Raw genomic sequence first — 21,216 nt, 5'->3', positions numbered from 1 at the left:
TCGTCCAGCGCGCGGCGGCCGTCAGCCGTTGACGCGGCGCGCGTCGCTGACGCTGTTGTTTTCCTTGAGCTGGGAGATCAGCCGGTTCAGGTGCTTCAAATCCCACACTTCGAGATCGAGCAGCATTTCGGTGAAGTCGGGCGCCGTGCGCACCATCGACAGCGAGTGGATGTTGGCGTCGTTGGCCGCCACCACCTGGGCGATGTCGGCGAGCGAACCCGGCGCGTTGATCGCCGTCACCGAGATGCGGGCGGGGAAGCGCTCCTTCGAGCCCTCGTCGAGGTCCCAGCGCACGTCGATCCAGCGCTCCGGCTGGTCGTCGAAGGCCATCAGCGACGGCGACTGGATCGGATAGATGGTGATGCCCGAGCCCGGCTGCATGATGCCGACGATGCGGTCGCCCGGCACCGCCCCCTCCGGTGCGAACTTGACCGGCAGGTCGCCGCTGACGCCGCGGATCGGCACCGCCGGCCCCCAGCGCTTCGTCTCCTGGCGCTGGCTCGGCGCGCCGCGCCCGGGGATCTGGAACAGCATGCCGGCGGCGTTGCGGATCTTCGACCAGCCCTCCTCGCGCTGCTTGGGCGTCGTCGGCGTCGCCCGCTCCTCCTTGTAGTCGGGGAACACGGCGCGCACCACGTCGTTCGACGACAGCTCGCCGCGGCCGACCGCCGCCAGCACGTCCTCGATGTCCTTGCGCGCCAGCCGGTGCAGCACCGGCTTCAGGCCGTCCTTGGAGAACTTCTTGCCGGCGCGCTCGAAGGTGCGCTCGAGGATGCGCGTGCCCAGCCCCGAATATTGCTTGCGGATGGCGTTCTTGGTCGCCCGCCGGATCGCGGCGCGCGCCTTGCCGGTCACCACGATCGATTCCCACGCCGCCGGCGGCACCTGCGCCTTGGAGCGGATGATCTCGACCTCGTCGCCGTTCTTGAGCTCGGTCATCAGCGGCATCACCCGGCCGTTGACCTTGGCGCCCACGCAGGTGTCGCCGACGTCGGTGTGCACCGCATAGGCGAAGTCGATCGGGGTGGCGCCGCGCGGCAGCGCGATCAGCATGCCCTTGGGCGTGAAGCAGAACACCTGGTCCTGGAACAGCTCGAGCTTGGTGTTCTCGAGGAAGTCCTCGGGGCTGTCGCCCTCCGCCAGCTGCTCGATGGTGCGCCTCAGCCAGGCATAGGCGTTGGTGTCCTTCGAAATCTGGTGGCCGGCGCCGTTGAGCTTGGCGACGTTGTCCTTGTAGATCGAGTGCGCCGCCACGCCGTATTCGGCGATCTTGTTCATATCGCGGGTGCGGATCTGCAGCTCGATGCGCTGGCGCGAGGGGCCGACGATGGTGGTGTGGATCGAGCGGTAGTCGTTCTGCTTGGGCGTCGAGATGTAGTCCTTGAAGCGCCCCGGCACCATCGACCACGAGGTATGGATGGCGCCGAGCGCGCGGTAGCAGTCCTCGACGCCGTCGACGACGACGCGGAAGCCGAAGATGTCCGACAGCTGCTCGAAGGACAGCGCCTTGGTCTCCATCTTGCGGAACACCGACCAGGGCTTCTTCTGCCGGCTCGTCACCTTGGCCTTGATGGCATATTTCTCGAACAGCTCCGACAGCGACTTCTCGATGTCGGCGAGCACGCCCTTGTTGCGCTCGGAAAGGTCCTTCAGCCGCTCCGTCACGGTCCGGTAGGCTTCCGGATTGATGTAGCGGAAGGCGAGCTCCTCGAGCTCCTCGCGCATCCCCTGCATGCCCATGCGGCCGGCGAGCGGCGCATAGATGTCCATCGTCTCCTCGGCGATGCGCAGGCGCTTGCTCTCGGGCACGTGGTGCAGGGTGCGCATGTTGTGCAGCCGGTCGGCCAGCTTGACCAGGAGCACGCGCACGTCCTCCGAGATCGCCAGCAGCAGCTTGCGCAAATTCTCCGCCTGCTCGGCCTTCTTGGAGACGAGGTCGAGCTTCTTGAGCTTGGTCAGGCCCTCGACCAGCTTGCCGATGTCGGAGCCGAACAGCTCGTCGATCTCGGCGCGCGTCGCCGAGGTGTCCTCGATGGTGTCGTGCAGCAGGGCGACCGCGATCGTCGCCTCGTCGAGATGCATGTCGGTGAGGATCGCCGCCACTTCCAGCGGATGCGAGAAATAGGGATCGCCCGAGGCGCGGCGCTGATGGCCATGCTTCTGCATGGCATAGACATAAGCCTTGTTGAGCAGCGCCTCGTTGACGTCAGGCTTGTAGCGCTGGACGCGCTCGACAAGCTCATACTGACGCATCATGGGCGGCTTCCCGGAACTTGAAATGAATCATGCGCCGCAAGGGCTTGCGACGCATGTCATAGATAAACACTGATATGGCGGCGCGGAAGTGCCGATTGGCCGGTTTGACGCGAGTTTAACGCGACGCGAGGCCTTTTTGAGAATTCGCCCTGCCGAGTCGGATGGCGTGGCTTTCGAGAACCGGAGCGGAGCGGACTTTCGGGTCCGTGAGCACCGGAAGCGCAGAAAGTCGCGTCAGGCGGCCGGCAGGGTAGAATTCGCAAAAGGTCTCAGTAGTCGTCGCTCTTTTCCGGCGCCACCAGGCTCTCGATGCCGGCGAGCAGGTCTTCCTCCGACATGCGGTCGAAGTTGATGTTCTCTTCGGGCTCGTCGCTGTCGATGGCAGAAGCCGTGGCCTGGTCGGCGGCTTCCGGCGCCTCGGGCTCCGGCTCGTCGACCTCGACATGCTTCTGCAGCGAGTGGATCAGGTCTTCCTTGAGATCGTCGGGAGACAGCGTCTCGTCGGCGATTTCGCGCAGCGCCACGACCGGGTTCTTGTCGTTGTCGCGCGGCAGCGTGATCTGCGCGCCCTGCGAGATCTGGCGGGCGCGATGGCCGGCCAGCAACACCAGCTCGAAGCGGTTGCCGACCTTGTCGATGCAGTCTTCAACGGTTACGCGGGCCATGAAGTGCCCCTTTCATGCATGGATGTGACGGAAAGCTTGACGGCTGCCTTATCGCGAAAGCCCGGATAATTCAAGCATGAAGCCGGCGCGCGTGCATGTCGCTTCCAGGCCGGTCGCGTCCAGCCACAATTTTTTTACCCCGAGGCAACCCTACCCCTCTTGGAATGACGGCGGACGGGCGATATTTCCCGGATTGGGGTAAGACCATTGTTTGGGGGAGAACGGACGCTCCCAGGAGCGAATTTGGCATCGGCCTATTTCAACAAGGAATTTTCCTATGTTTGATCCTCGCGAGAAGATCGCACTGTTTATCGACGGAGCAAATCTCTACGCCACCTCCCGCTCCCTCGGCTTCGACATCGACTACCGAAAACTGCTCGCAAGCTTCCAGAAGCACGGCTACCTGCTGCGCGCCTACTACTACACCGCCCTCGTCGAGGATCAGGAATATTCCTCGATCCGGCCGCTCATCGACTGGCTCGACTACAACGGCTTCAAGGTCGTCACCAAGCCCGCCAAGGAGTTCACGGACGCCACCGGCCGGCGCAAGATCAAGGGCAACATGGACATCGAGCTGACGGTCGATGCCCTCGAGCTCGCCGACGTCGTCGACCACTACGTCATCTTCTCGGGCGACGGCGATTTCCGCACCCTCGTCGAGGCGCTGCAGCGCCGCGGCAGGAAGGTCAGCGTGGTCTCCACCATGGCCTCTCAGCCGCCGATGATCTCGGACGACCTGCGCCGGCAGGCCGACCATTTCATCGACCTGATGACGCTCAAGGCCGAAATCGGCCGCGAGCCGTCGGAGCGCCCGGCCCGCAAGCCCGATCCGGTCGAGCCAACGCCGGACGACGCCTGACCCATGCTGTCACCCGCTTCAGTCCAGCCGGTCGATCCCGACCGGGATTGCCCGCTCTGCCCGCGCCTGCACGGCTTCATCGCCGGCTGGCGCGAGCGCGAGCCGGGCTGGTACAACGCGCCCGTCCGCTCCTTCCTGCCCCCGGAGGGCGAGGCCAGCGTCAGGTTCCTCATCGTCGGCCTGGCGCCGGGCCTGCGCGGGGCGAACCGGACGGGACGGCCGTTCACCGGCGACTATGCCGGCGACCTGCTCTACGCCACGCTCAAGCGCTTCGGCATGGCGCGCGGCGAGTTCCTCGCCCGCCCCGACGACAGCCTGGAACTCATCGGCACGGCGATCACCAACGCGGTGCGCTGCGTGCCGCCGGAAAACAAGCCGGTCGGCGCCGAGATCAACACCTGCCGCACCTTCCTCGTGCCGACGATCCAACGCTTTCCCAATCTGAAGGCCATCCTGACGCTCGGCTCGATCGGCCACCAGTCGACCGTCCGCGCTCTCGGCGCGCGTGTCGCAGCCGTCCCCTTCAAGCACGGCGCCCGCGCCGATGTCGGCGGCATCGCGGTGTTTTCGAGCTATCACTGCTCGCGCTACAACACCAATACGGGCGTGCTGACGGAACAGATGTTCGTCAATGTTTTCCGTGACGTAGCGGAATTCTTGCGAAAATAGTCGGCTGGCGGCCCGGCCGGCCGGGCTTCCCGAAAAAAGCCCGATCGCGCGCGAGGCGACGATCGGGCAAGGCGCAGTGGAATATGGAACGGCTGGCTATCGCGCCAGCCGCATGATCGCGAACGGACGATCATCCTGGCCGCAGGCTGCTCGGCGATGAAGGCCGCGCGCCGGCGGCGACGATGCCCCGCTCAGGCAACGGACCGCATGGGCCGCGCGTTCAGCCGGCCCAACCCCTGCCCGGGGTGAAGCCCCTGCCGCGCGACGACGCAGAAGTTGCGCCGCTCCTGTTGGGTCCGGCGGCCAGCTGCATGGCAGCGGCATCCTTCGGCTTTTCGCTGCTGGCCACGGACTTCGCGGCAGTCTGGGCCGTCGCCGGGATAGCGGCAAATGCCGCGGACGTCAGCATCAGCGACGCCGCCGCCGCCATCATGATCGTCTTCATCGATTGGTTCCTTTAACCGGCCACTCGGCCATCTGCTGCGCAGCAAGGCACCGCGCCGGTGCCGAACCACGCTTGCGCCAGAAGCGTGGTCTGCATGGTGGAATGGACGCAAAGCGCCAACGCGGGCATACGGCAAATGCCGTATTTCGACCGCGGACCGGCGCGCAAGCGGCGGCGAATCTCGATCATGGATAACAAAATTGACTCGGCGGCCCGATGAGGGTACCCAATGCTCGTCGATATTTGCTTGTTCGATTTTTGTTTTTGCACAGTGACACTGTGCGTCGACGAACGTCCTTTCAAATGAAATCGAGACGTGAAACCGCCTCGCAGTCGCTTGGCGGTTATTGGATATGCCACAAAAGGGGTTTGTCATGGCCACTGGCACAGTGAAATGGTTCAATTCCACCAAGGGCTTCGGCTTCATTCAGCCTGACGATGGCGCGGCAGACGTGTTCGTTCACATCTCCGCCGTCGAGCGCGCCGGCATGCGCGAACTCGTCGAAGGCCAGAAGATCTCCTACGAGTTGGAGCGCGACAACAAGTCGGGCAAGATGTCTGCAGGCAAGCTGCAGGCCGCCTGATCGGTCCTTGTGCCCCTCGACCACGGATGCACTGGCACCGCCAGGGGCACGACAACCAAAGAAAGGCCAGACAGCTTGTCTGGCCTTTTTTATTGACCGCGATTTCGAAACAAGGGGCCGGGAGCCAGTTCGCTGCCTTTGGCGGGGAGAGAGTTTCCACGGTTGGGCTTTTTTTTCGTCAAGGCCAGTATTTTGCCTGTCGACGACTTGTCATCGGCCAATTTGCCTCGTCGCGATCCGTGCACGCCTGACTTTGTCAGGAACTCTGTCAGCAGACCGCGTGGAGAAATTCTCCCGTTTTTCCACCCCCTCCAAAACCTCCGGTATTCTCGTGCCATCGCCCTTGTCGGGACCTGGTGCGCACCGGGTGTCAGGAAGGGCGGCGGTGACCTCCCGCCACGGCTGCGGTAGCCGTGGCTCCGAGGGCCCGTCGACAGGCCGGCGTCGTCCGGCGCGCGCCGCAAATGGCGGGTGCCGGACGGTGCGGAGAAGCCGCGGGTTCAGGCCACGAAAAGACCGTGGGACGGACCTGTGACCGGCCGACCGAGGGACAGACACCGGGCGGGGCGCGCGGTTCGCGCCACGTATCAAACTATCGGAAGGCTCGGCCGCGCGCCCCGCTTCCCGAACCTTTCACCACAATGGCCAGACCGGAAACGGGGTGTGGCAATGGAGACGTGCGACTTCCCTTCTCCCCTTGCGGGGGAAGGTGGCCGAGCGAAGCGAGGTCGGATGAGGGGTGTTGGAAGTAATGAGAGACGGCAGGAGAAGGCGCTGGATGGCAAAGGATCTCAAGGACGGCTCCCGGCAGCACCCCTCTTCCGCCCCTTCGGGGCACCTTCTCCCACAAGGGGAGAAGGGAAGGCACGCCCCCTACCCGCGCTCCTTGAGCAAGCGCCCCTTCTCGCGGTTCCAGTCGCGCTGCTTTTCGGTCTCGCGCTTGTCGTGCAGCTTCTTGCCGCGGCCGACGGCGAGCAGCATCTTGGCCATGCCGCGATCGTTGAAATAGATCTTGAGCGGCACGAGCGTCATGCCCTCGCGCTCGATGCTCTGGGCGAGCTTGGCCATCTCGCGCTTGTTGACCAGAAGTTTGCGGCGACGCCGCGTCTCGTGGTTGAAGCGATTGGCCTGCAGGTATTCCGGCACGTAGGAATTGATCAGCCACAGTTCCCCGCCCTCGAACGAGGCGTAGGAATCCTGGATGTTGGCCTGCCCCAGGCGCAGCGACTTGACCTCGGTGCCGCTCAAGACCATGCCTGCCTCGATCGTGTCGAGCACCTCATAGTTGAAGCGCGCCTTGCGGTTTTCCGCGGCGATCTTGTTGTTGGGGTCGGATTTCTTGCCCTGTACCATGTCTCTCACTCGCTCAGGCGAGCCAAATGTTGGTGTTTTCGTGGCCGGCGCGGCAGGATTGCCGCCGCGCGGACGGCGCGAAAGACGCCTTCAGATGACCGCGCGAGCGGGCTCTTTCAAGGGCTTCGCGCAGATCAGTTGATGAGGCCGACGAATTTCATCGCCGCGTCGATCTTCTCGGCGGTCGACTGCTCGATGGTGACCAGCGGCGAACGCAGCACGTTCTCGATGCGGCCGAGGCGCGACAGCGCGTATTTCGCGCCCGAAGCGCCCGGCTCGATGAAGATCGCCTTGTGCAGCGGCATCAGGCGGTCCTGCAACTCCAGCGCCTTGTCCTTGTCGCCGGACAGGCTGGCGTTCTGGAACTCGGCGCACAGCCTGGGGGCGACATTCGAGGTCACCGAAATGGCGCCGACGCCGCCATGGGCGTTGAAGCCGAGCGCCGAAGCGTCCTCGCCCGACAGCTGGATGAAGTCCTTGCCGCAGGTGATGCGCTGCTCGGAGACGCGCTCGACCTTACCGGTCGCGTCCTTGACGCCGGCGATGTTCTTGAAGTCGTGGGCAAGCCGGCCCATCGTCTCCGGCGTCATGTCGATGATCGAGCGCGGCGGGATGTTGTAGATGATGACCGGCAGGGTCGTCGCCCGGGCAACGGCCGCGAAATGCGCATAGAGCCCGCGCTGCGTCGGCTTGTTGTAATAGGGGGTGACGACCAGCACGGCGTCCGCACCGACGCTTTCGGCGAACTTCACCAGGCCGACGGCCTCTTCGGTGTTGTTCGAACCGGCGCCGGCAACCACCGGCACGCGGCCGCGCGCCACCTCGACGCACATCTTCACCACGTGGCGGTGCTCGTCATGGGTCAGCGTCGGCGACTCGCCGGTCGTGCCGACCGGAACGAGGCCCGTGGTGCCCTCGGCGATCTGCCATTCGACGAGTTCGCGAAAGGCTTTCTCGTCGAGACGGCCATTCTTGTCGAATGGTGTCACGAGCGCGGTAAGTGAGCCTCTCAGCATGTCGTCCAACTCCAGGGAACGCTACGGTTTCGCGGTCTTTTTGATGTCGCCGGCTTTCTAGCCGAAAGCAGGGCCGCGCACCATAGTCTCGACACCAATTTGCGGCAAGTGGGGCGCATTGGGCATCCGGGGCAATTCGAGTGAATGCGCTAACCTTTCGTTTACCGCCTCTTCACCAGCGGCTGTTAGAGTTTCTACTACCCGCTTCCAAAGGCAAAGTGTAAGGACAAGGAATGGCGAAGCTCATTCCGGCCGGCAGGCCGTATCCTGCTGTATTCCTGGGCGCATTTCTTGCGATGTCGACGACCATTGCGTCGGGATCGAGCCTCGACCAGCAGACGACTTCGGCACTTCCTTTCGCCAGCGTCGGCAAGCCCGACGCAATGCGCGCCGCATTTGGCAACATCGACGGGTTGAAGGGCGGCCTCGACGCGCTGTCGAGCGGCAATCTGGCGCAGGCACGCGCGATACGCGATGGCCTGCCGGAAACGGCCCTCGACCGGCATATCCTGATGTGGGCCATCGCCATCAATGGCGGCGACCAGGTGCCGAGCGGCGAGATCGCCGCGGCGGCGCAGGCGCTGCCGTCCTGGCCGGGACTGGCCAACCTGCGCCGCAACAGCGAGCGCGCCATGGCGCGCGAGAACCCGTCAGCCGACATCGTCGTGTCGGCCTTCGGCGGCAGCGAGCCGCAGACCATCGAAGGGGCGATCCTGCTTGCCCGCGCGCAGCTGCAGCTGGGCGACGGCAAGGCGGCACTCGCAACGCTTCGCCCCTACTGGCGCGCCGAGAAGCTCGACGCGGACAAGGAAGCGACGATCATCAAGGAATTCGGTTCGCTGATCCCGGCCGCCGACCATCGCCTCAGGATGGAGCGCATGCTCTACGCCGACCGGGTCGAATCGGCGCAGCGCGTGGCCGCGCTCGCCGGCGCCAAGCCGCTGGCCGACGCCTGGGGCGCGGTGATCAAGGGAGACAAGAAGGCCGCGGCCCTGCTGGACGCAGTCCCCGCCAGGCAGCGGGCCGCCGGCTACATCTACGCCAAGGCGCGCTATCTGCGTAAGGAACAGAAATTCACCGAAGCCGCAGCGGCCATGCTGAAGGCGCCGAAGGACCGCGCCGCACTCATCGATCCGGACGCCTGGTGGATGGAGCGCAGGACCTTGTCGCGCGAACTCCTCGACAAGGGCGACGTCAAGACGGCCTACCGCATCGTCGCCACACGTGCCGCCGAAAGCCCCGTCAATGCCGCGGATGGCGAATTCCAGGCCGGCTGGTATGCGCTGCGCGGCCTCAACGACGCGGCAACGGCGGCACAGCATTTCGCCCGGATCGCCGAGATCGGCAGCAGCCCGATCTCGCTGTCGCGCGCCTATTACTGGCTCGGCCGTGCCGCCGAAGCCGGCGGCCCCGGCAACGCCAAGGACTATTTTGCCCGCGCGGCGGTCTATGGCACGACCTTCTACGGCCAGCTCGCCGCCGAAAGGATCGGCCAGAAATCGCTCAACGTCGTCTATCCAAAACCGACCGACCAGGACCGGCAGGGCTTCGAGCAGCGCGAGGCGGTGGGCGCCATCCGGCGCCTGGAAAGTGCTGGCTATGCCCGCTATGCCGAGTTGCTCTATCGCGACCTCGCCTCGCAGCTGAACAGCCCGGGCGAGCTGGCATTGCTCGCGGCGATGGCCGAGAAGCAGGAAAACCACTACCTGGCGCTCCGCATCGGCAAGATCGCCGCGCAGCGTGGCATCGACGTCGGCGCCCTGTCGCATCCGATCGGCGTCATTCCCGACACCGCCAACATTTCCGGCTCCGGCAAGGCGCTGGCCTATGCGATCGCGCGCCAGGAAAGCGAGTTCAAGGTGTCGGCGGTGTCCGGCGCCGGCGCGCGCGGCCTGCTGCAGCTTCTGCCCGGTACCGCCAAGGACGTGGCCAAGAAGGCCGGCCTGACCTATTCGAAGGACCGCCTGACGACCGACGCCGGCTACAATGCGACGCTGGGTGCCGCCTTCCTCGGCGAGCAGCTCAGCCGCTTCAACGGCTCCTACGTGCTCACCTTTGCCGGCTACAACGCCGGCCCGCGGCGCGCCGCCCAATGGGTCGAGCGCTATGGCGACCCACGCGGCAAGGACGTCGACACCGTCGTCGACTGGATCGAGCGCATTCCGTTCACGGAGACCCGCACCTACGTCCAGCGCGTGATGGAAAACTATCAGGTCTACAAGATGCGGCTGTCGGGCCGCTACGACATCGAGGGCGACCTGGTCAACGGCCGCTGAACCGGCTCCGTCGCCGTTTGACCTCGCCTGCGGGCCGCGATAGCAAGTCTTCGGGCACAGTCGGCGCGATGCGGGGACGCGAATGGGCAGAGGCCAGGGCTTTTCGGACTTCTTCTATTCGGCGCAGGATGGCCTCAGGCTGCATGCGCGCCTCTACGGCGAAGACGACAACGGCAGGCTTTCCGTCGTCTGCCTGCCGGGCCTGACCCGCAACGCCCGCGACTTCCACGAACTGGCGCTCAGGCTTTCGTCGAGCCGCGACAAGCCCCGGCGCGTCATATGCCTGGACTATCGCGGCCGCGGCCAGTCGGAATACGACCGCAACTGGCAGAACTACAGCGTCGCGACGGAGGCCACCGACGTGCTCGACGGTCTGACGGTGCTCGGCATCGCCGGTGCGGCCTTCATCGGCACCTCCCGCGGCGGGCTCATCGTCCATATTCTCGCGGCCATGCGCCCTGCCCTGCTCAAGGCTATCGTCCTCAACGACATCGGCCCGGTGATCGAGCCGACGGGGCTCGCCCACATCCGCTCATATCTCGAAACCTCTCCCCGTCCGGCAGACTTCGACCAGGCCGTCACCATCCAGCGCGGCATCCATGGCCCGGCCTTTCCGGCCCTGTCGAAGGCCGACTGGCAGCGATTCGTCCGCGCCATCTACCGCGACGTCGGCGGCAAGCCCGTGCCCGACTTCGACCCGAAGCTCTTGAAGACGGTCCAGGCCATGAATCTCGACCGGCCGCTGCCGGATCTCTGGCCGCAATTCGAGGCGATGGCCGCCGTTCCGGTGCTGGCGATCCGCGGCAGCAATTCGCGGCTCCTGTCGGCGGCAACGCTCGAACAGATGGCCAAGCGCCACCCGCGCTGCGAGACGGTCACCGTCCAGGGCCAGGGGCATGCGCCGCTGCTCGATACCGGCGACCTGCCGGAGAGAATCGCGGCGTTCATGGACGCGGCGGAGAGCGGCGGCCGGTAGGGAAGCTACGAGAGGGGACAAAATCAGCGCGAGACCACTGCTCTTGGGCAGCGTCTCCTTGCGCACACCTGTATTGCTTACCGCTTAAGAATCAAAAAAACCCGGCGGTTGCCCGCCGGGTTTTCCTCAAATCAGCTGTAGAGCCGATTAGAACGAAGCGTCGAGACGGAGGAAGCCCTTGAACACGCCGTCCGGATTGGTGTCACCGTCAACGTAGTTGACAGCCAGCTTGGCATTGAGGTTTTCGACGATCGTGTAGTCGACAACCGCACCGATTGCCCAGTCGTCGTTCCCCTCATCAAGGTCGCTGCTGAACACGATCGGGGCATGGGCGTCGGCGAAGTACTGGCCACCGGCACCGATCGCCAGCTTCTCGTTGACCTGGTACTTCAGGTAGCCGCCGACCGACCACTCGTAGCCCTGATAGAAGTCGCCAAGGCTCCAGAAGGTCGGACCCGATTCGTAAGCTGCGAGCAACTCGAGGGTCAGAGCGTCGGTGGCCTTGATCTTGGCGATGCCCTTCAGAGCGAACTCTTCGACGAAATCGTCATAGCCGGCGAACAGGTCGACCGAACCCCAGCCCTGAGCGATCGACACCTTGCCGGTGATGAGCGGAACGTAGTCGAAGTTGTCGCGCTCTTCTTCCAGGCCGACCGACACAGCGATGCCGTTGCCGGCGTCGAAGGTGTAGCGGATCTGGTTGACGAAGTCGCCGCCGCCGCTGTCGAACTCGCCCGACAGATCGCCGTCGAACAGGGTGTCGTTGCGACCGACCATCAGGCCGCCGAGTTCGAAGTAGGCGTAGCGCAGCTTCGTCGCCGTCGACGAGTTGCTGTAGCCGTCATAGATCAGAACGTCGTCTTCGTCGACGAAGGTGTCCGAGCCGCCGCCGTTCTTGAACTCGACTTCGATGTAGCGCTTGAAGGTGCCGTATTCGGTTTCCGAACGGGCATCGAACTTCAGGCGGGCGAGGGCAGTCTTGCGCCAGCCGTCATCGTTGTCGGCCCAGCCGATCTCGTAGCGGACGAGGCCGCCGATCTTGAGGCAGGTCTCGGTGCCCGGGATGTAGTAGAAGCCGGCGCCGTAGACGTCGCAGATACGGACATATTCCATGGGCTCCGGCTCGGCGACGACGACAGCGTCGGCCGCACGGGCGCCGGAGACTGCGAGCAGAGCCGCAGCGGAGCCGAGAAGAAGGCTCTTGATGTTCATTTTCTGACCTCCAGTCAGAATCGCGACCGGAAGCCGAAAATTTGCGCCAAAACCTCAGCCTGAACGCTGCGATACTCCGCATGCGACGGAGCAAGCGATTGAAATATCGGGAGATTGTCTGATTTCAGAATGAGGTGGCCTGGGAGCTGGCGGAGAGGATGGGATTCGAACCCACGAGAAGCTTTTGACCTCTACTCCCTTAGCAGGGGAGCGCCTTCGACCACTCGGCCACCTCTCCGTTGCGCCGCTGGATAAAGAAAAGGCGCGGCACAATCAATAAGCCTTTGCGTTTGCCGACACAAAAAGCGGCGACAGGCGGCTGCGGCCATCGAATCGGCAGCCGAATCCGTGCCTGGAGAGGCAGAAGTATCCTCACGATTCGTCGCCGACCGAGTTCCTGCACAGCCGATTCCGTGCCGGAACTCGGCCCGCAAACGCCGCCATTTCTTAATGAGTTCTTTATAGGGGGTATCAAATCGTGTCATTTGTGCAACAACGCCTCCGGATAGAACGCCACAAGCCTCTCCCTGGACACGTTGGCTGTTGAACCGCGCCGGCTCATCGGTAATGTCGGCCTCGAAGAAGCAGCGCGGTGCGCAACTTTTTCAAACGGGGATGGGGCAGGGAACGCTGTCCTTCAGCAAAAAATACCCAGACCCTCTTTTGAAACTTTTGACTGGAGGTCAGAAAATGAACATCAAGAGCCTTCTTCTCGGCTCCGCTGCGGCTCTGCTCGCAGTCTCCGGCGCCCGTGCGGCCGACGCTGTCGTCGTCGCCGAGCCGGAGCCCATGGAATATGTCCGCATCTGCGACGTCTACGGCGCCGGCTTCTACTACATTCCGGGCACCGAGACCTGCCTCAAGATCGGCGGCCTCGTCCGCTACGAGATCGGCTGGGCCGACAACGATGACGGCTGGCGCAAGACTGCCCTCGCCCGCCTGAAGTTCGATGCCCGTTCGGAAACCGAATACGGCACCTTCAAGCGCTACATCGAAGTCGAGTTCAAGAACGGCGGCGGCTCGGACACCTTCGTCGACGAAGACGACGTTCTGATCTATGACGGCTACAGCAACTCGTCGACGGCGACGAAGCTGCGCTACGCCTACTTCGAGCTCGGCGGCCTGATGGTCGGTCGCAACGACACGCTGTTCGACGGCGGCCTCTCGGGTGAATTCGACCTCGGCGGTGGCGACTTCGTCAACCAGATCCGCTACACCTTCGACGCCGGCAACGGCATCGCTGTGTCGGTCGGCCTGGAAGAAGAGCGCAACAACTACGACTACGTCCCGCTCGTCACCGGCAAGGTGTCGATCGCTCAGGGCTGGGGTTCGGTCGACCTGTTCGCCGGCTATGACGACTTCTACAGCGAGTTCGCTCTGAAGGGCATCGCCAAGATCAAGGCCACCGACGCCCTGACCGCCGAGCTGATCGCGACCTACGAGTCGGGCCCGACCTTCTGGAGCCTTGCCGACTTCTACGACGGCTACGAGTGGTCGGCCGGCGGCTACCTGAAGTACCAGGTCAACGAGAAGCTGGCGATCGGCGCCGGCGGCCAGTACTTCGCTGACCGTCACACCTGGGTCGACGCAACCTCCTACGCCGAGACCGACGCCGACGATTGGGCGATCGGCGCGGTTGTCGACTACACGATCGTCGAGAACCTGAACGCCAAGCTGGCTGTCAACTACAACGACGGCGACAGCTACGACGACGGCGCGTTCAGCGGCTTCCTCCGCCTCGACGCCTCGTTCTAATCGACTGACGTCGTAAGCTATCGGCAGCCCGGGTTTCTCGCGAGACCCGGGCTGTCTTTATTCTACCGGCGGGACGCGCCGGGAACCTAACCGAAGGAAGGAGCAGCAGGACGCTGTAAGGCACGGATCGCGACAAGGGGAATATATTCGTGATGTTCCCGCAGGTTTGTCGTCGTCCACCGTCATCTTGTAGGCCGCCACCCGCTGGAGTACCAATTCCCTCCAGCGACAGGATGGCTGCCGACACTCATATGAAGAAGTCAACTTCACGGATCGATATTATGAGCGGCCACCATTCAGCCGCCCTGATGACCAATTGCAAAATTACTTATGATTTCGGCACTATCAAAGAAGTAAAGTCATTCAGGATTTTAGAACTTTTTTCTCAGTATAAAGACATTTTATGGGATGACGGAAAGCACAAATACAACGTCAGCTCCTTCATCGGCGAGATCGATGAAATTCTTCTTGGCGAACGCTTCAGCGCGTTTTCCCAGGAGACGCTCGATAGCCTGATAGGTTCCCTGCGCCAACGCGGTAACAGCAACGCGACCATCAACCGGAAGATGGCCGCTTTGAGCAAACTGCTGCGCAAGGCCTACAAGATGGGTGACATCCACAGCCTGCCGGAGTTCCGCCGCCAGAAGGAACGGTCAGGACGAATCCGCTTTCTCGAGATCGAGGAGGAGGACCGGCTCTTCGCCGCCATCAAGGCCAAGAGCGAGGACTGCCACCGGCTTGCGGTGTTCCTGGTCGATACCGGATGCCGCCTCGGCGAGGCGATCGGCCTGATCTGGAACGACATCCAGGACACGCGCGTCAGCTTCTGGATCACCAAGTCGGGCCGCAGCCGCACGATTCCGCTGACCGCACGGGCGAAGGAAGCCACCAGATGGCCGGCCGAGCGCGGTCCGCGCCCCAAGGGGCCGTTCGCGATGCTGACCCAGCCGCAGTTCCGTGCCGTCTGGAACGAGGCCAAGGACGAGGTCGGCCTCGGCAGCGATGCCCAGGTGGTGCCGCACATCCTGCGCCACACCTGCGCCTCGCGGCTGGTGCAGGGCGGCATCGACATCCGCCGCGTGCAGATGTGGCTCGGCCACCAGACGCTGCAGATGACGATGCGCTATGCCCACCTCGCCACCAACGACCTCGACCGCTGCGTGGTGGTGCTGGAGCGCCACTGAGGCTGCTCCGGCGATGCGGATCGAATCGCCAACGGATGGAGGCAACGACAGCGGCAGCGCAACAAAGCGCTGCGCGCCGGGCATTTGTATCGTATAGGCAGGTGAATTCACCGGCTTCCGCCGCCCGCCGCGGCCCTTCGACAGACCACGAGTTGCCTCATGTCCATGCGACCGCCGCTTACGCCCGTCATCCAGGCCCTGCCCGTCACCGTTCCGTTCGTCGGACCGGAAGCTCAGGAACGCGAGCGCGGCAAAGCTTTCCGGGCACGCATGGGCGCCAACGAAAGCAGCTTCGGCCCCTCCCCCCGCGTCGTCGCGCGCATGGCCGAGGCTGCGGCCGAGATGTGGAAGTACTGCGACCCGGACAATCATGACCTCAAGGTCGCGCTGGCGCGCCATCTGGGCCTGGATGTTTCGAACATCGTCGTCGGCGAAGGCATCGACGGGCTGCTCAACCTCGTCGTGCGCATGTATGCCAGGGAGGGGGTGCCGGTCGTCACCTCGCTTGGCGCCTATCCCACCTTCAATTTCCATGTCGCCAGTGTCGGCGCGCGGCTGGTGCCGGTGCCGTTCCGCAACGACAAGGAGGATCTGGAGGGCCTGATCGCTGCGGTAAAGCGCGAGAATGCGCCGATCGTCTACCTGTCCAACCCCGACAATCCGATGGGCAGCTGGTGGGAGACGCCGGACCTGCTCCGCTTCATGGACGCCTTGCCCGAGACGACGATGCTCGTCCTCGACGAGGCCTATGGCGAGACGGCACCTGCCTCGGCCCTGCCGCCGATCGACGTTTCGCGGCCGAACCTGGTGCGGATGCGGACCTTCTCCAAGGCCTACGGCCTGGCCGGCATACGCTGCGGCTACGCCTTCGGCGATGCCGAGGTGATCGCCAATTTCGAGAAGGTCCGCAACCACTACGGCGTTAGCCGGATGGCCCAGATCGCGGGCGCCGAGGCGCTGGCCGACCAGGCCTATCTGGCCGAAGTGGTGGCGAAGGTCGCCGCCGGGCGCGACCGCATCGCAGGAATCGCGCGCGACAACGGCCTCAAGCCCCTGCCCTCGGCGACCAACTTCGTCACCATCGACTGCGGCCGGGACGCTAGCTTCGCGCTTGCGGTGATGCGCGACCTGCTCGCCCGCGACGTGTTCATCCGCAAGCCGATGGCACCAGTGCTCGACCGCTGCATCCGCGTCAGCGTGGGACTGGACCACGAGATCGACATCTTCGCCGAAGAGCTGCCGAAGGCGCTCGAGGCTGCCCGCGGCAGCTGACCGGTCGCAATCCTGCAACCTCGAATGGCAGGCGCGGCTGCGCCTCGCCCGGGTGCGCGAAGATATATGCGCATATCCTAATTTATCCACCGCAGCGCCGCATCATCAACACAGTTCCTGCCTAGGGCCGGATCTGGGCGGACGGGAACATGGGGGTTCAACAGCAATCAGAACCGACGGGGAGACCCTATGCCTCTGCACAGCGCCAACGAGCAGTATCTGCTCGAGCTCATCAACGCGGAACGCGCCAAGGTAGGCGCCCAGCCTCTGGCATTCGACAACGACCTCAGCGAAGCAGCCGAAAACCACGACAAGTGGATGCTCGCGACCGACATTTTTTCCCATACCGGTTCCGGCGGTTCTTCGCCGACCGGCCGCATGAAGGCGGCTGGCTACGTGCTGACCGGTACATGGGCGACCGGTGAAAACATCGCCTGGGCCACCACCCGCGCGCCCACCGGCTACACCGACGAGGTGAAGCTGCTGCACACCAACCTGATGAACTCGTCGGGCCACAGGGCAAACATCCTGAACCCAACCTTCCGCGAGGTCGGACTGGGCTTCGAGGTCGGCGACTACAAGGGCCGCACAAGCGCCTTCGTGACGGAAGACTTCGCCAAGTCCGGCACCGACCTGTTCCTCACCGGCGTTGCCTTCGACGACAAGGACGGCGACCGCTTCTACGATCCGGGCGAAGGCATGGGCGCGATCGCCGTGACCGCCAGGAACTCGCTTGGCCAGACCTTCAAGACCACGACCTCGGCGGCCGGCGGCTATGACCTGGTGCTGAAGCCAGGCACCTACACGGTGACCTTCTCGGGCACCAACATCGCCACCTCGACCAAGACCGTGTCGATCGGCACCAAGAACGTGAAGGTTGACCTCATCGATCCGGTGCTGAAGTCCGGCACGCTGGGCGTGAGCGCGTCCGCCGAGAACCCGACGGGCGACGTCGCGCCGGCCCAGCAGGCCGCGCCGACGACGACCGCAGACGCCACCGACGACGGCGCAGGCACCGGAGGCGGCAAGCCCGCCAACGACTGGCTCGCCGACTTCTTCAAGAACATGGAGAAGGGTCCTGGAGCGGACCACTCGGCCCACGCTGCGGCCAAGGCCGCCGGGGCGACGGACGGCCCGGGCAAGCACTCGGTGAGCCTCAAAGGCGACCAGTTCGCGTTCGGAGCGAACGTGGCGGCGCATGCCAACGCCGAATGGGCAAACGACGCTGCCGCCGGCGGCCATGCCCAGCAGGCCCTGGACCACGCGATCTCGGTGCTGCAGACGCACCTGCCTGCCGACACGGTCGCCGACGCCGGTGACGCGGCCCAGGCCGCCGTCACCAAGATCCTGGCGCAGATGGCGGCCCATTCCGGCCATCACCAGGGCGACCTCGTCGCCTGACGCCAACACTTGAGACGCCGGCGGGACCTTTGGCCCGCCGGCCACGCAATTGATCCGGCATCGAGGGAACAGCCCTGACCCAACCGATCTCGACAGCCCGCCCAAAGACCTCCGAACTCGGGGAGGCGCTCGCTTCGTTCCGCAGCACCTTCATTGCGGTTGCCGGCTTCAGCGGCCTCATCAACGTGCTGATGCTGTCCGGCTCGCTGTTCATGCTGCAGGTCTATGACCGCGTGCTGCCGAGCCGCAGCGTGCCGACGCTGGTGGCCCTCATCGTCATGGTGGCCGTGCTCTATGCCTTCCAGGGCGTGCTCGAGACGGTGCGCGCCCGGGTGCTGACGCGGGTCGGCGCCGGCATCGACGAACTGATCTCCGGCCGCGTGTTCGACTGCATCGTCAGGCTGCCGCTGCGCATTCGCGACCGAGGCGAAGGCCTGCAGGCGCTGCGCGACCTCGACCAGGTGAGCGGCTTCCTCTCCGGCGGCGGACCTGCGGCGCTGTTCGACCTGCCTTGGATCCCGCTCTATGTGATCATCTGCTTCCTGTTCCATCCCTGGATCGGGGTTGCAGCCCTTGTCGGCGCATTCCTGCTGGTTTCACTGACAATCCTTGCCGACCGGCTGGTGCGAGCACCCACCAGGGCGATGTCGGAGTTCAGCACGCGGCGCAGCGCGATCGCCCAGGCAAGCGCCCGGAATGCCGAGGTGCTGACAGCCATGGGCATGGGCGAAAACCTCGCCCGGCGCTGGACTGCAGCAAACAACGACTTCCGCGCGGCACAGGAGCGCGCGAGCGACATCACCGGCGGCTTCGGCGCGGTGTCGCGCATTCTGCGCATGATGTTGCAGTCGATGGTTCTGGCACTGGGCGCCTACCTGGTCATCTACCAGGAGGCGACACCCGGCATCATCATCGCCAGTTCCATCCTGACCTCGCGGGCGCTGGCTCCGATCGAAGCGGCGATCGCCCATTGGAAAAGCTTGCTTGCGGCCCGCCAGAGCTGGCAACGCCTCGACGGCATGTTTGCCGCGATGCCGGCTGCAGGTGAAGGCATGGTGCTGCCGGCGCCGAAGTCCGAACTGGCCGTGGAAAGCATTGGCGTCGCCTCCCCCGGCGACCGGCGCATCCTGATCCAGGATGTCGCGTTCACGCTCACGGCAGGCTCCGGCATGGGCGTGATCGGTCCGAGCGGCTCGGGAAAATCGTCGCTGGCGCGCGCGCTGGTGGGGGTGTGGCCGCTCATGCGCGGCCAGGTCCGGCTCGACGGTGCCGCGCTCGAACACTGGCCTACAGGCGAGCTCGGACGCCATGTCGGCTACCTGCCGCAGGACGTCGAACTGTTTTCCGGCACGGTGGGCCAGAACATCTCGCGCTTCGAGGAGAACGCAGCGCCGGACGCGATCATCGCGGCTGCCCAGGCGGCCGGCGTGCACCAGATGATCCTCAGGCTGCCCGAGGGCTACCGGACCGAGATCGGCGACGCGGGTGCTGCCCTTTCGGCCGGGCAGCGACAGCGCGTCGCGCTGGCGCGGGCGCTCTATCGCGATCCGTTCCTGGTGGTTCTGGACGAGCCCAACTCCAACCTCGACGCGACCGGCGAACAGGCGCTGACGCAGGCGATCGAACGGATCAGGGCGCGCGGCGGCATCGTCATCGTTGTCGCGCACCGACCGAGCGCGCTGGCCGCGCTCGACCATCTCTTGGTGCTCGGCGGCGGCCGGCAACAGGCCTTCGGGCTGAAGAGCGACATTGCCCGGCAGGCAATGCAGCCACTGCAAGCCGTAACGACCGAACGGACGGGCTCGTGACGACACTCTTGACCAATCAGACGGCGATGGACGGCTTCAAGCGAGCCCGCGAGGTTGCACTTCAAGCCCAGGAAAGGGTCGTGGCGCTGCTCGACCGCGGCGCCGCACCGATGGCCGGCGCGAGCCCGCAGCAAGAGAAGCTGCGCCATGCCATCAGGCGCAACGTGCGGCTGGGCGCGATCGCCTCGCTGGCGCTCGTCGGCGGGCTCGGCCTGTGGGCGGCAACGAGTTCGCTGTCCGGCGCGGTGGTCGCCGCCGGACACCTGGCGGTCGATTCCAACGTCAAGGCCGTGCAACATCCGCAGGGCGGCGTGGTCGGAGCGCTCAACGTGCACAATGGCAGCGTCGTGGCGGCCGGGGACGTTCTGGTCCGGCTCGACGACACGGTGGCCAAGGCCAATCTGGCCATCGTCGACAACGGGCTCGACGAACTCACGGCGCAGCGAGCCCGGCTGATGGCCGAGCGGGACGGTTCCGACAGCGTCGCCTACCCGGACGATCTGATCTCCCGCGCGTCCAACCCGGAGGTGGCACGGGTGATCGAAGGCGAGAACAGGCTGTTTGCCCTGCGGCGGCAGGCCCGCGACGGCCAGGTCTCGCAGCTCGGGGAACGGATCGCCCAGTATCGCCAGGAGATCGCCGGGGTCGAGGCGCAGCAGAAGAGCAAGCAGCAGGAGATCGCCCTCATCAAGCTCGAACTCGAGGGAGTCGAGGCGCTGTGGAAGAAGAAGCTGGTGCCCATTTCCCGGCTGGCGGACCGCCAGCGGGCGCAGGCGCAGCTCGACGGCGAGGACGGCGCGCTGACCGCCGCCGCCGCACAGGCGCGCGGACGCATCAGCGAAACCGAGCTCGCCATCATCCAGATCGACCAGGACATGCGCAGCCAGGTGGCAGGCGAATTGCGCGAGATCGACGCCAAGGCAGGCGAATTGCGCGAACGCCAGGTCGCGGCCCGGCAATCGCTGAACCAGACAGACATCCGTGCGCCGCAGGCCGGACGGGTGCACCAGTTGGCGGTCCACACGGTGGGCGGCGTCGTCACGCCCGGCGAGGCGATCATGCAGATCGTGCCGAGCGCGGATGCGCTGGTGGCGGAGGCGCGGGTGGCGCCGCAGGACATCGACCAGCTGCGCGTCGGCCAGCCGGCGACGCTGCGGCTGTCGGCCTTCAACCAGCAGACCACGCCGGAGGTGGAGGGCACGGTCGACCGGATCTCTGCGGACCTCATCGAGGACGCCAAGGCAGGCATTTCCTACTATGCGGTGCGCATCGCCCTGTCGCCGAGGAGCCTGGAACAGGCCGGGTCGCCGGAACTCAAGCCGGGCATGCCGGCCGAGGTTTTCCTCAAGACGGCGGACCGGACCGTGCTCTCCTACCTGCTCAAGCCGCTGACCGACCAGGCGAGCCGCGCCTTCAGGGGCGACTGACCGGGGCCCGGCTCGTCCACAGTCCGCCGAGACTCGCCACTTGAATTAATTGAACGTT

At 65.0% G+C, this 21,216-nt stretch carries 17 protein-coding genes and 1 tRNA gene; 12 read left to right on the top strand and 6 right to left on the bottom strand.

Going from position 1 to position 21,216, the window contains the following annotated elements:
- Positions 1 to 21: 21 nt before the first annotated feature.
- Entirely contained in the window at positions 22 to 2,256 is a 2,235-nt protein-coding gene (locus AmiPiv_RS02585; RefSeq protein ID WP_340035676.1) for a RelA/SpoT family protein, read from the bottom strand.
- Between the two features lie 269 nt (positions 2,257 to 2,525).
- Positions 2,526 to 2,921: a DNA-directed RNA polymerase subunit omega gene (gene rpoZ / locus AmiPiv_RS02580; protein WP_340035675.1), complete on the bottom strand. Its 396-nt coding sequence runs from the start codon at positions 2,919 to 2,921 to the stop codon at positions 2,526 to 2,528.
- 277 nt (positions 2,922 to 3,198) lie between these two features.
- Here rpoZ and AmiPiv_RS02575 point away from each other — a divergent pair, with 277 nt between their 5' ends.
- From AmiPiv_RS02575 to AmiPiv_RS02560, 4 genes are all read left to right on the top strand, one after another.
- The gene (locus tag AmiPiv_RS02575) at positions 3,199 to 3,780 is read left to right on the top strand and encodes a LabA-like NYN domain-containing protein (protein WP_340035674.1); all 582 of its coding nucleotides are present in this window, start codon (positions 3,199 to 3,201) and stop codon (positions 3,778 to 3,780) included.
- Positions 3,781 to 3,783: 3 nt separating this feature from the next.
- On the top strand, positions 3,784 to 4,449 hold the full coding sequence (locus AmiPiv_RS02570; RefSeq protein WP_340035673.1) for a uracil-DNA glycosylase: 666 nt from the start codon (positions 3,784 to 3,786) through the stop codon (positions 4,447 to 4,449).
- Positions 4,450 to 4,760: 311 nt separating this feature from the next.
- On the top strand, positions 4,761 to 4,910 hold the full coding sequence (locus AmiPiv_RS02565; protein WP_340035672.1) for a hypothetical protein: 150 nt from the start codon (positions 4,761 to 4,763) through the stop codon (positions 4,908 to 4,910).
- Positions 4,911 to 5,247: 337 nt separating this feature from the next.
- The gene (locus AmiPiv_RS02560; RefSeq protein WP_340035671.1) at positions 5,248 to 5,478 is read left to right on the top strand and encodes a cold-shock protein; all 231 of its coding nucleotides are present in this window, start codon (positions 5,248 to 5,250) and stop codon (positions 5,476 to 5,478) included.
- 873 nt (positions 5,479 to 6,351) lie between these two features.
- On the opposite strand, the gene smpB is transcribed toward AmiPiv_RS02560, so the two are convergent.
- Together smpB and dapA are read right to left on the bottom strand one after the other, a co-directional pair.
- Entirely contained in the window at positions 6,352 to 6,831 is a 480-nt protein-coding gene (gene smpB, locus AmiPiv_RS02555; RefSeq protein ID WP_340035670.1) for an SsrA-binding protein SmpB, read from the bottom strand.
- Between the two features lie 134 nt (positions 6,832 to 6,965).
- The gene (gene dapA / locus AmiPiv_RS02550; RefSeq protein WP_340035669.1) at positions 6,966 to 7,847 is read right to left on the bottom strand and encodes a 4-hydroxy-tetrahydrodipicolinate synthase; all 882 of its coding nucleotides are present in this window, start codon (positions 7,845 to 7,847) and stop codon (positions 6,966 to 6,968) included.
- Positions 7,848 to 8,080: 233 nt separating this feature from the next.
- Between dapA and AmiPiv_RS02545 the strand changes: the two genes are divergently transcribed.
- The gene (locus AmiPiv_RS02545) at positions 8,081 to 10,123 is read left to right on the top strand and encodes a lytic transglycosylase domain-containing protein (RefSeq protein ID WP_340035668.1); all 2,043 of its coding nucleotides are present in this window, start codon (positions 8,081 to 8,083) and stop codon (positions 10,121 to 10,123) included.
- 82 nt (positions 10,124 to 10,205) lie between these two features.
- Positions 10,206 to 11,099 carry an alpha/beta fold hydrolase gene (locus AmiPiv_RS02540; protein WP_340035667.1) on the top strand — a complete coding sequence of 298 codons (894 nt, stop codon included), beginning with the start codon at positions 10,206 to 10,208 and terminating at the stop codon, positions 11,097 to 11,099.
- 147 nt (positions 11,100 to 11,246) lie between these two features.
- Here the strand turns inward: AmiPiv_RS02540 and AmiPiv_RS02535 are convergent, their stop codons facing one another.
- A complete protein-coding gene (locus AmiPiv_RS02535; protein ID WP_340035666.1) occupies positions 11,247 to 12,311 on the bottom strand; it encodes a porin in 1,065 nt (354 codons plus the stop codon).
- 147 nt (positions 12,312 to 12,458) lie between these two features.
- A tRNA-Ser gene (locus tag AmiPiv_RS02530) sits at positions 12,459 to 12,549 on the bottom strand.
- Positions 12,550 to 13,001: 452 nt separating this feature from the next.
- Between AmiPiv_RS02530 and AmiPiv_RS02525 the strand changes: the two genes are divergently transcribed.
- From AmiPiv_RS02525 to AmiPiv_RS02500, 6 genes are all read left to right on the top strand, one after another.
- Complete coding sequence (locus AmiPiv_RS02525) at positions 13,002 to 14,066, top strand: porin (RefSeq protein ID WP_340035665.1); 1,065 nt, start codon at positions 13,002 to 13,004, stop codon at positions 14,064 to 14,066.
- Between the two features lie 308 nt (positions 14,067 to 14,374).
- Positions 14,375 to 15,250, top strand: a complete 876-nt coding sequence (locus tag AmiPiv_RS02520) for a site-specific integrase (protein ID WP_340035924.1) — start codon at positions 14,375 to 14,377, stop codon at positions 15,248 to 15,250.
- A 159-nt stretch (positions 15,251 to 15,409) separates the two neighbouring features.
- Positions 15,410 to 16,522, top strand: a complete 1,113-nt coding sequence (locus AmiPiv_RS02515) for a pyridoxal phosphate-dependent aminotransferase (protein WP_340035664.1) — start codon at positions 15,410 to 15,412, stop codon at positions 16,520 to 16,522.
- 189 nt (positions 16,523 to 16,711) lie between these two features.
- On the top strand, positions 16,712 to 17,923 hold the full coding sequence (locus AmiPiv_RS02510) for a CAP domain-containing protein (protein WP_340035663.1): 1,212 nt from the start codon (positions 16,712 to 16,714) through the stop codon (positions 17,921 to 17,923).
- Between the two features lie 86 nt (positions 17,924 to 18,009).
- Positions 18,010 to 19,731: a type I secretion system permease/ATPase gene (locus AmiPiv_RS02505; RefSeq protein ID WP_340035923.1), complete on the top strand. Its 1,722-nt coding sequence runs from the start codon at positions 18,010 to 18,012 to the stop codon at positions 19,729 to 19,731.
- Positions 19,732 to 19,841: 110 nt separating this feature from the next.
- On the top strand, positions 19,842 to 21,158 hold the full coding sequence (locus AmiPiv_RS02500) for an HlyD family type I secretion periplasmic adaptor subunit (protein ID WP_340035922.1): 1,317 nt from the start codon (positions 19,842 to 19,844) through the stop codon (positions 21,156 to 21,158).
- The last annotated feature ends 58 nt before the right edge of the window (positions 21,159 to 21,216 follow it).

This window comes from Aminobacter sp. Piv2-1 (assembly GCF_037625995.1).
Taxonomy (GTDB): Bacteria; Pseudomonadota; Alphaproteobacteria; order Rhizobiales; family Rhizobiaceae; genus Aminobacter.
Note: the sequence above shows the minus strand (reverse complement) of the source record. Positions and strands in the feature narration are given on the sequence as shown.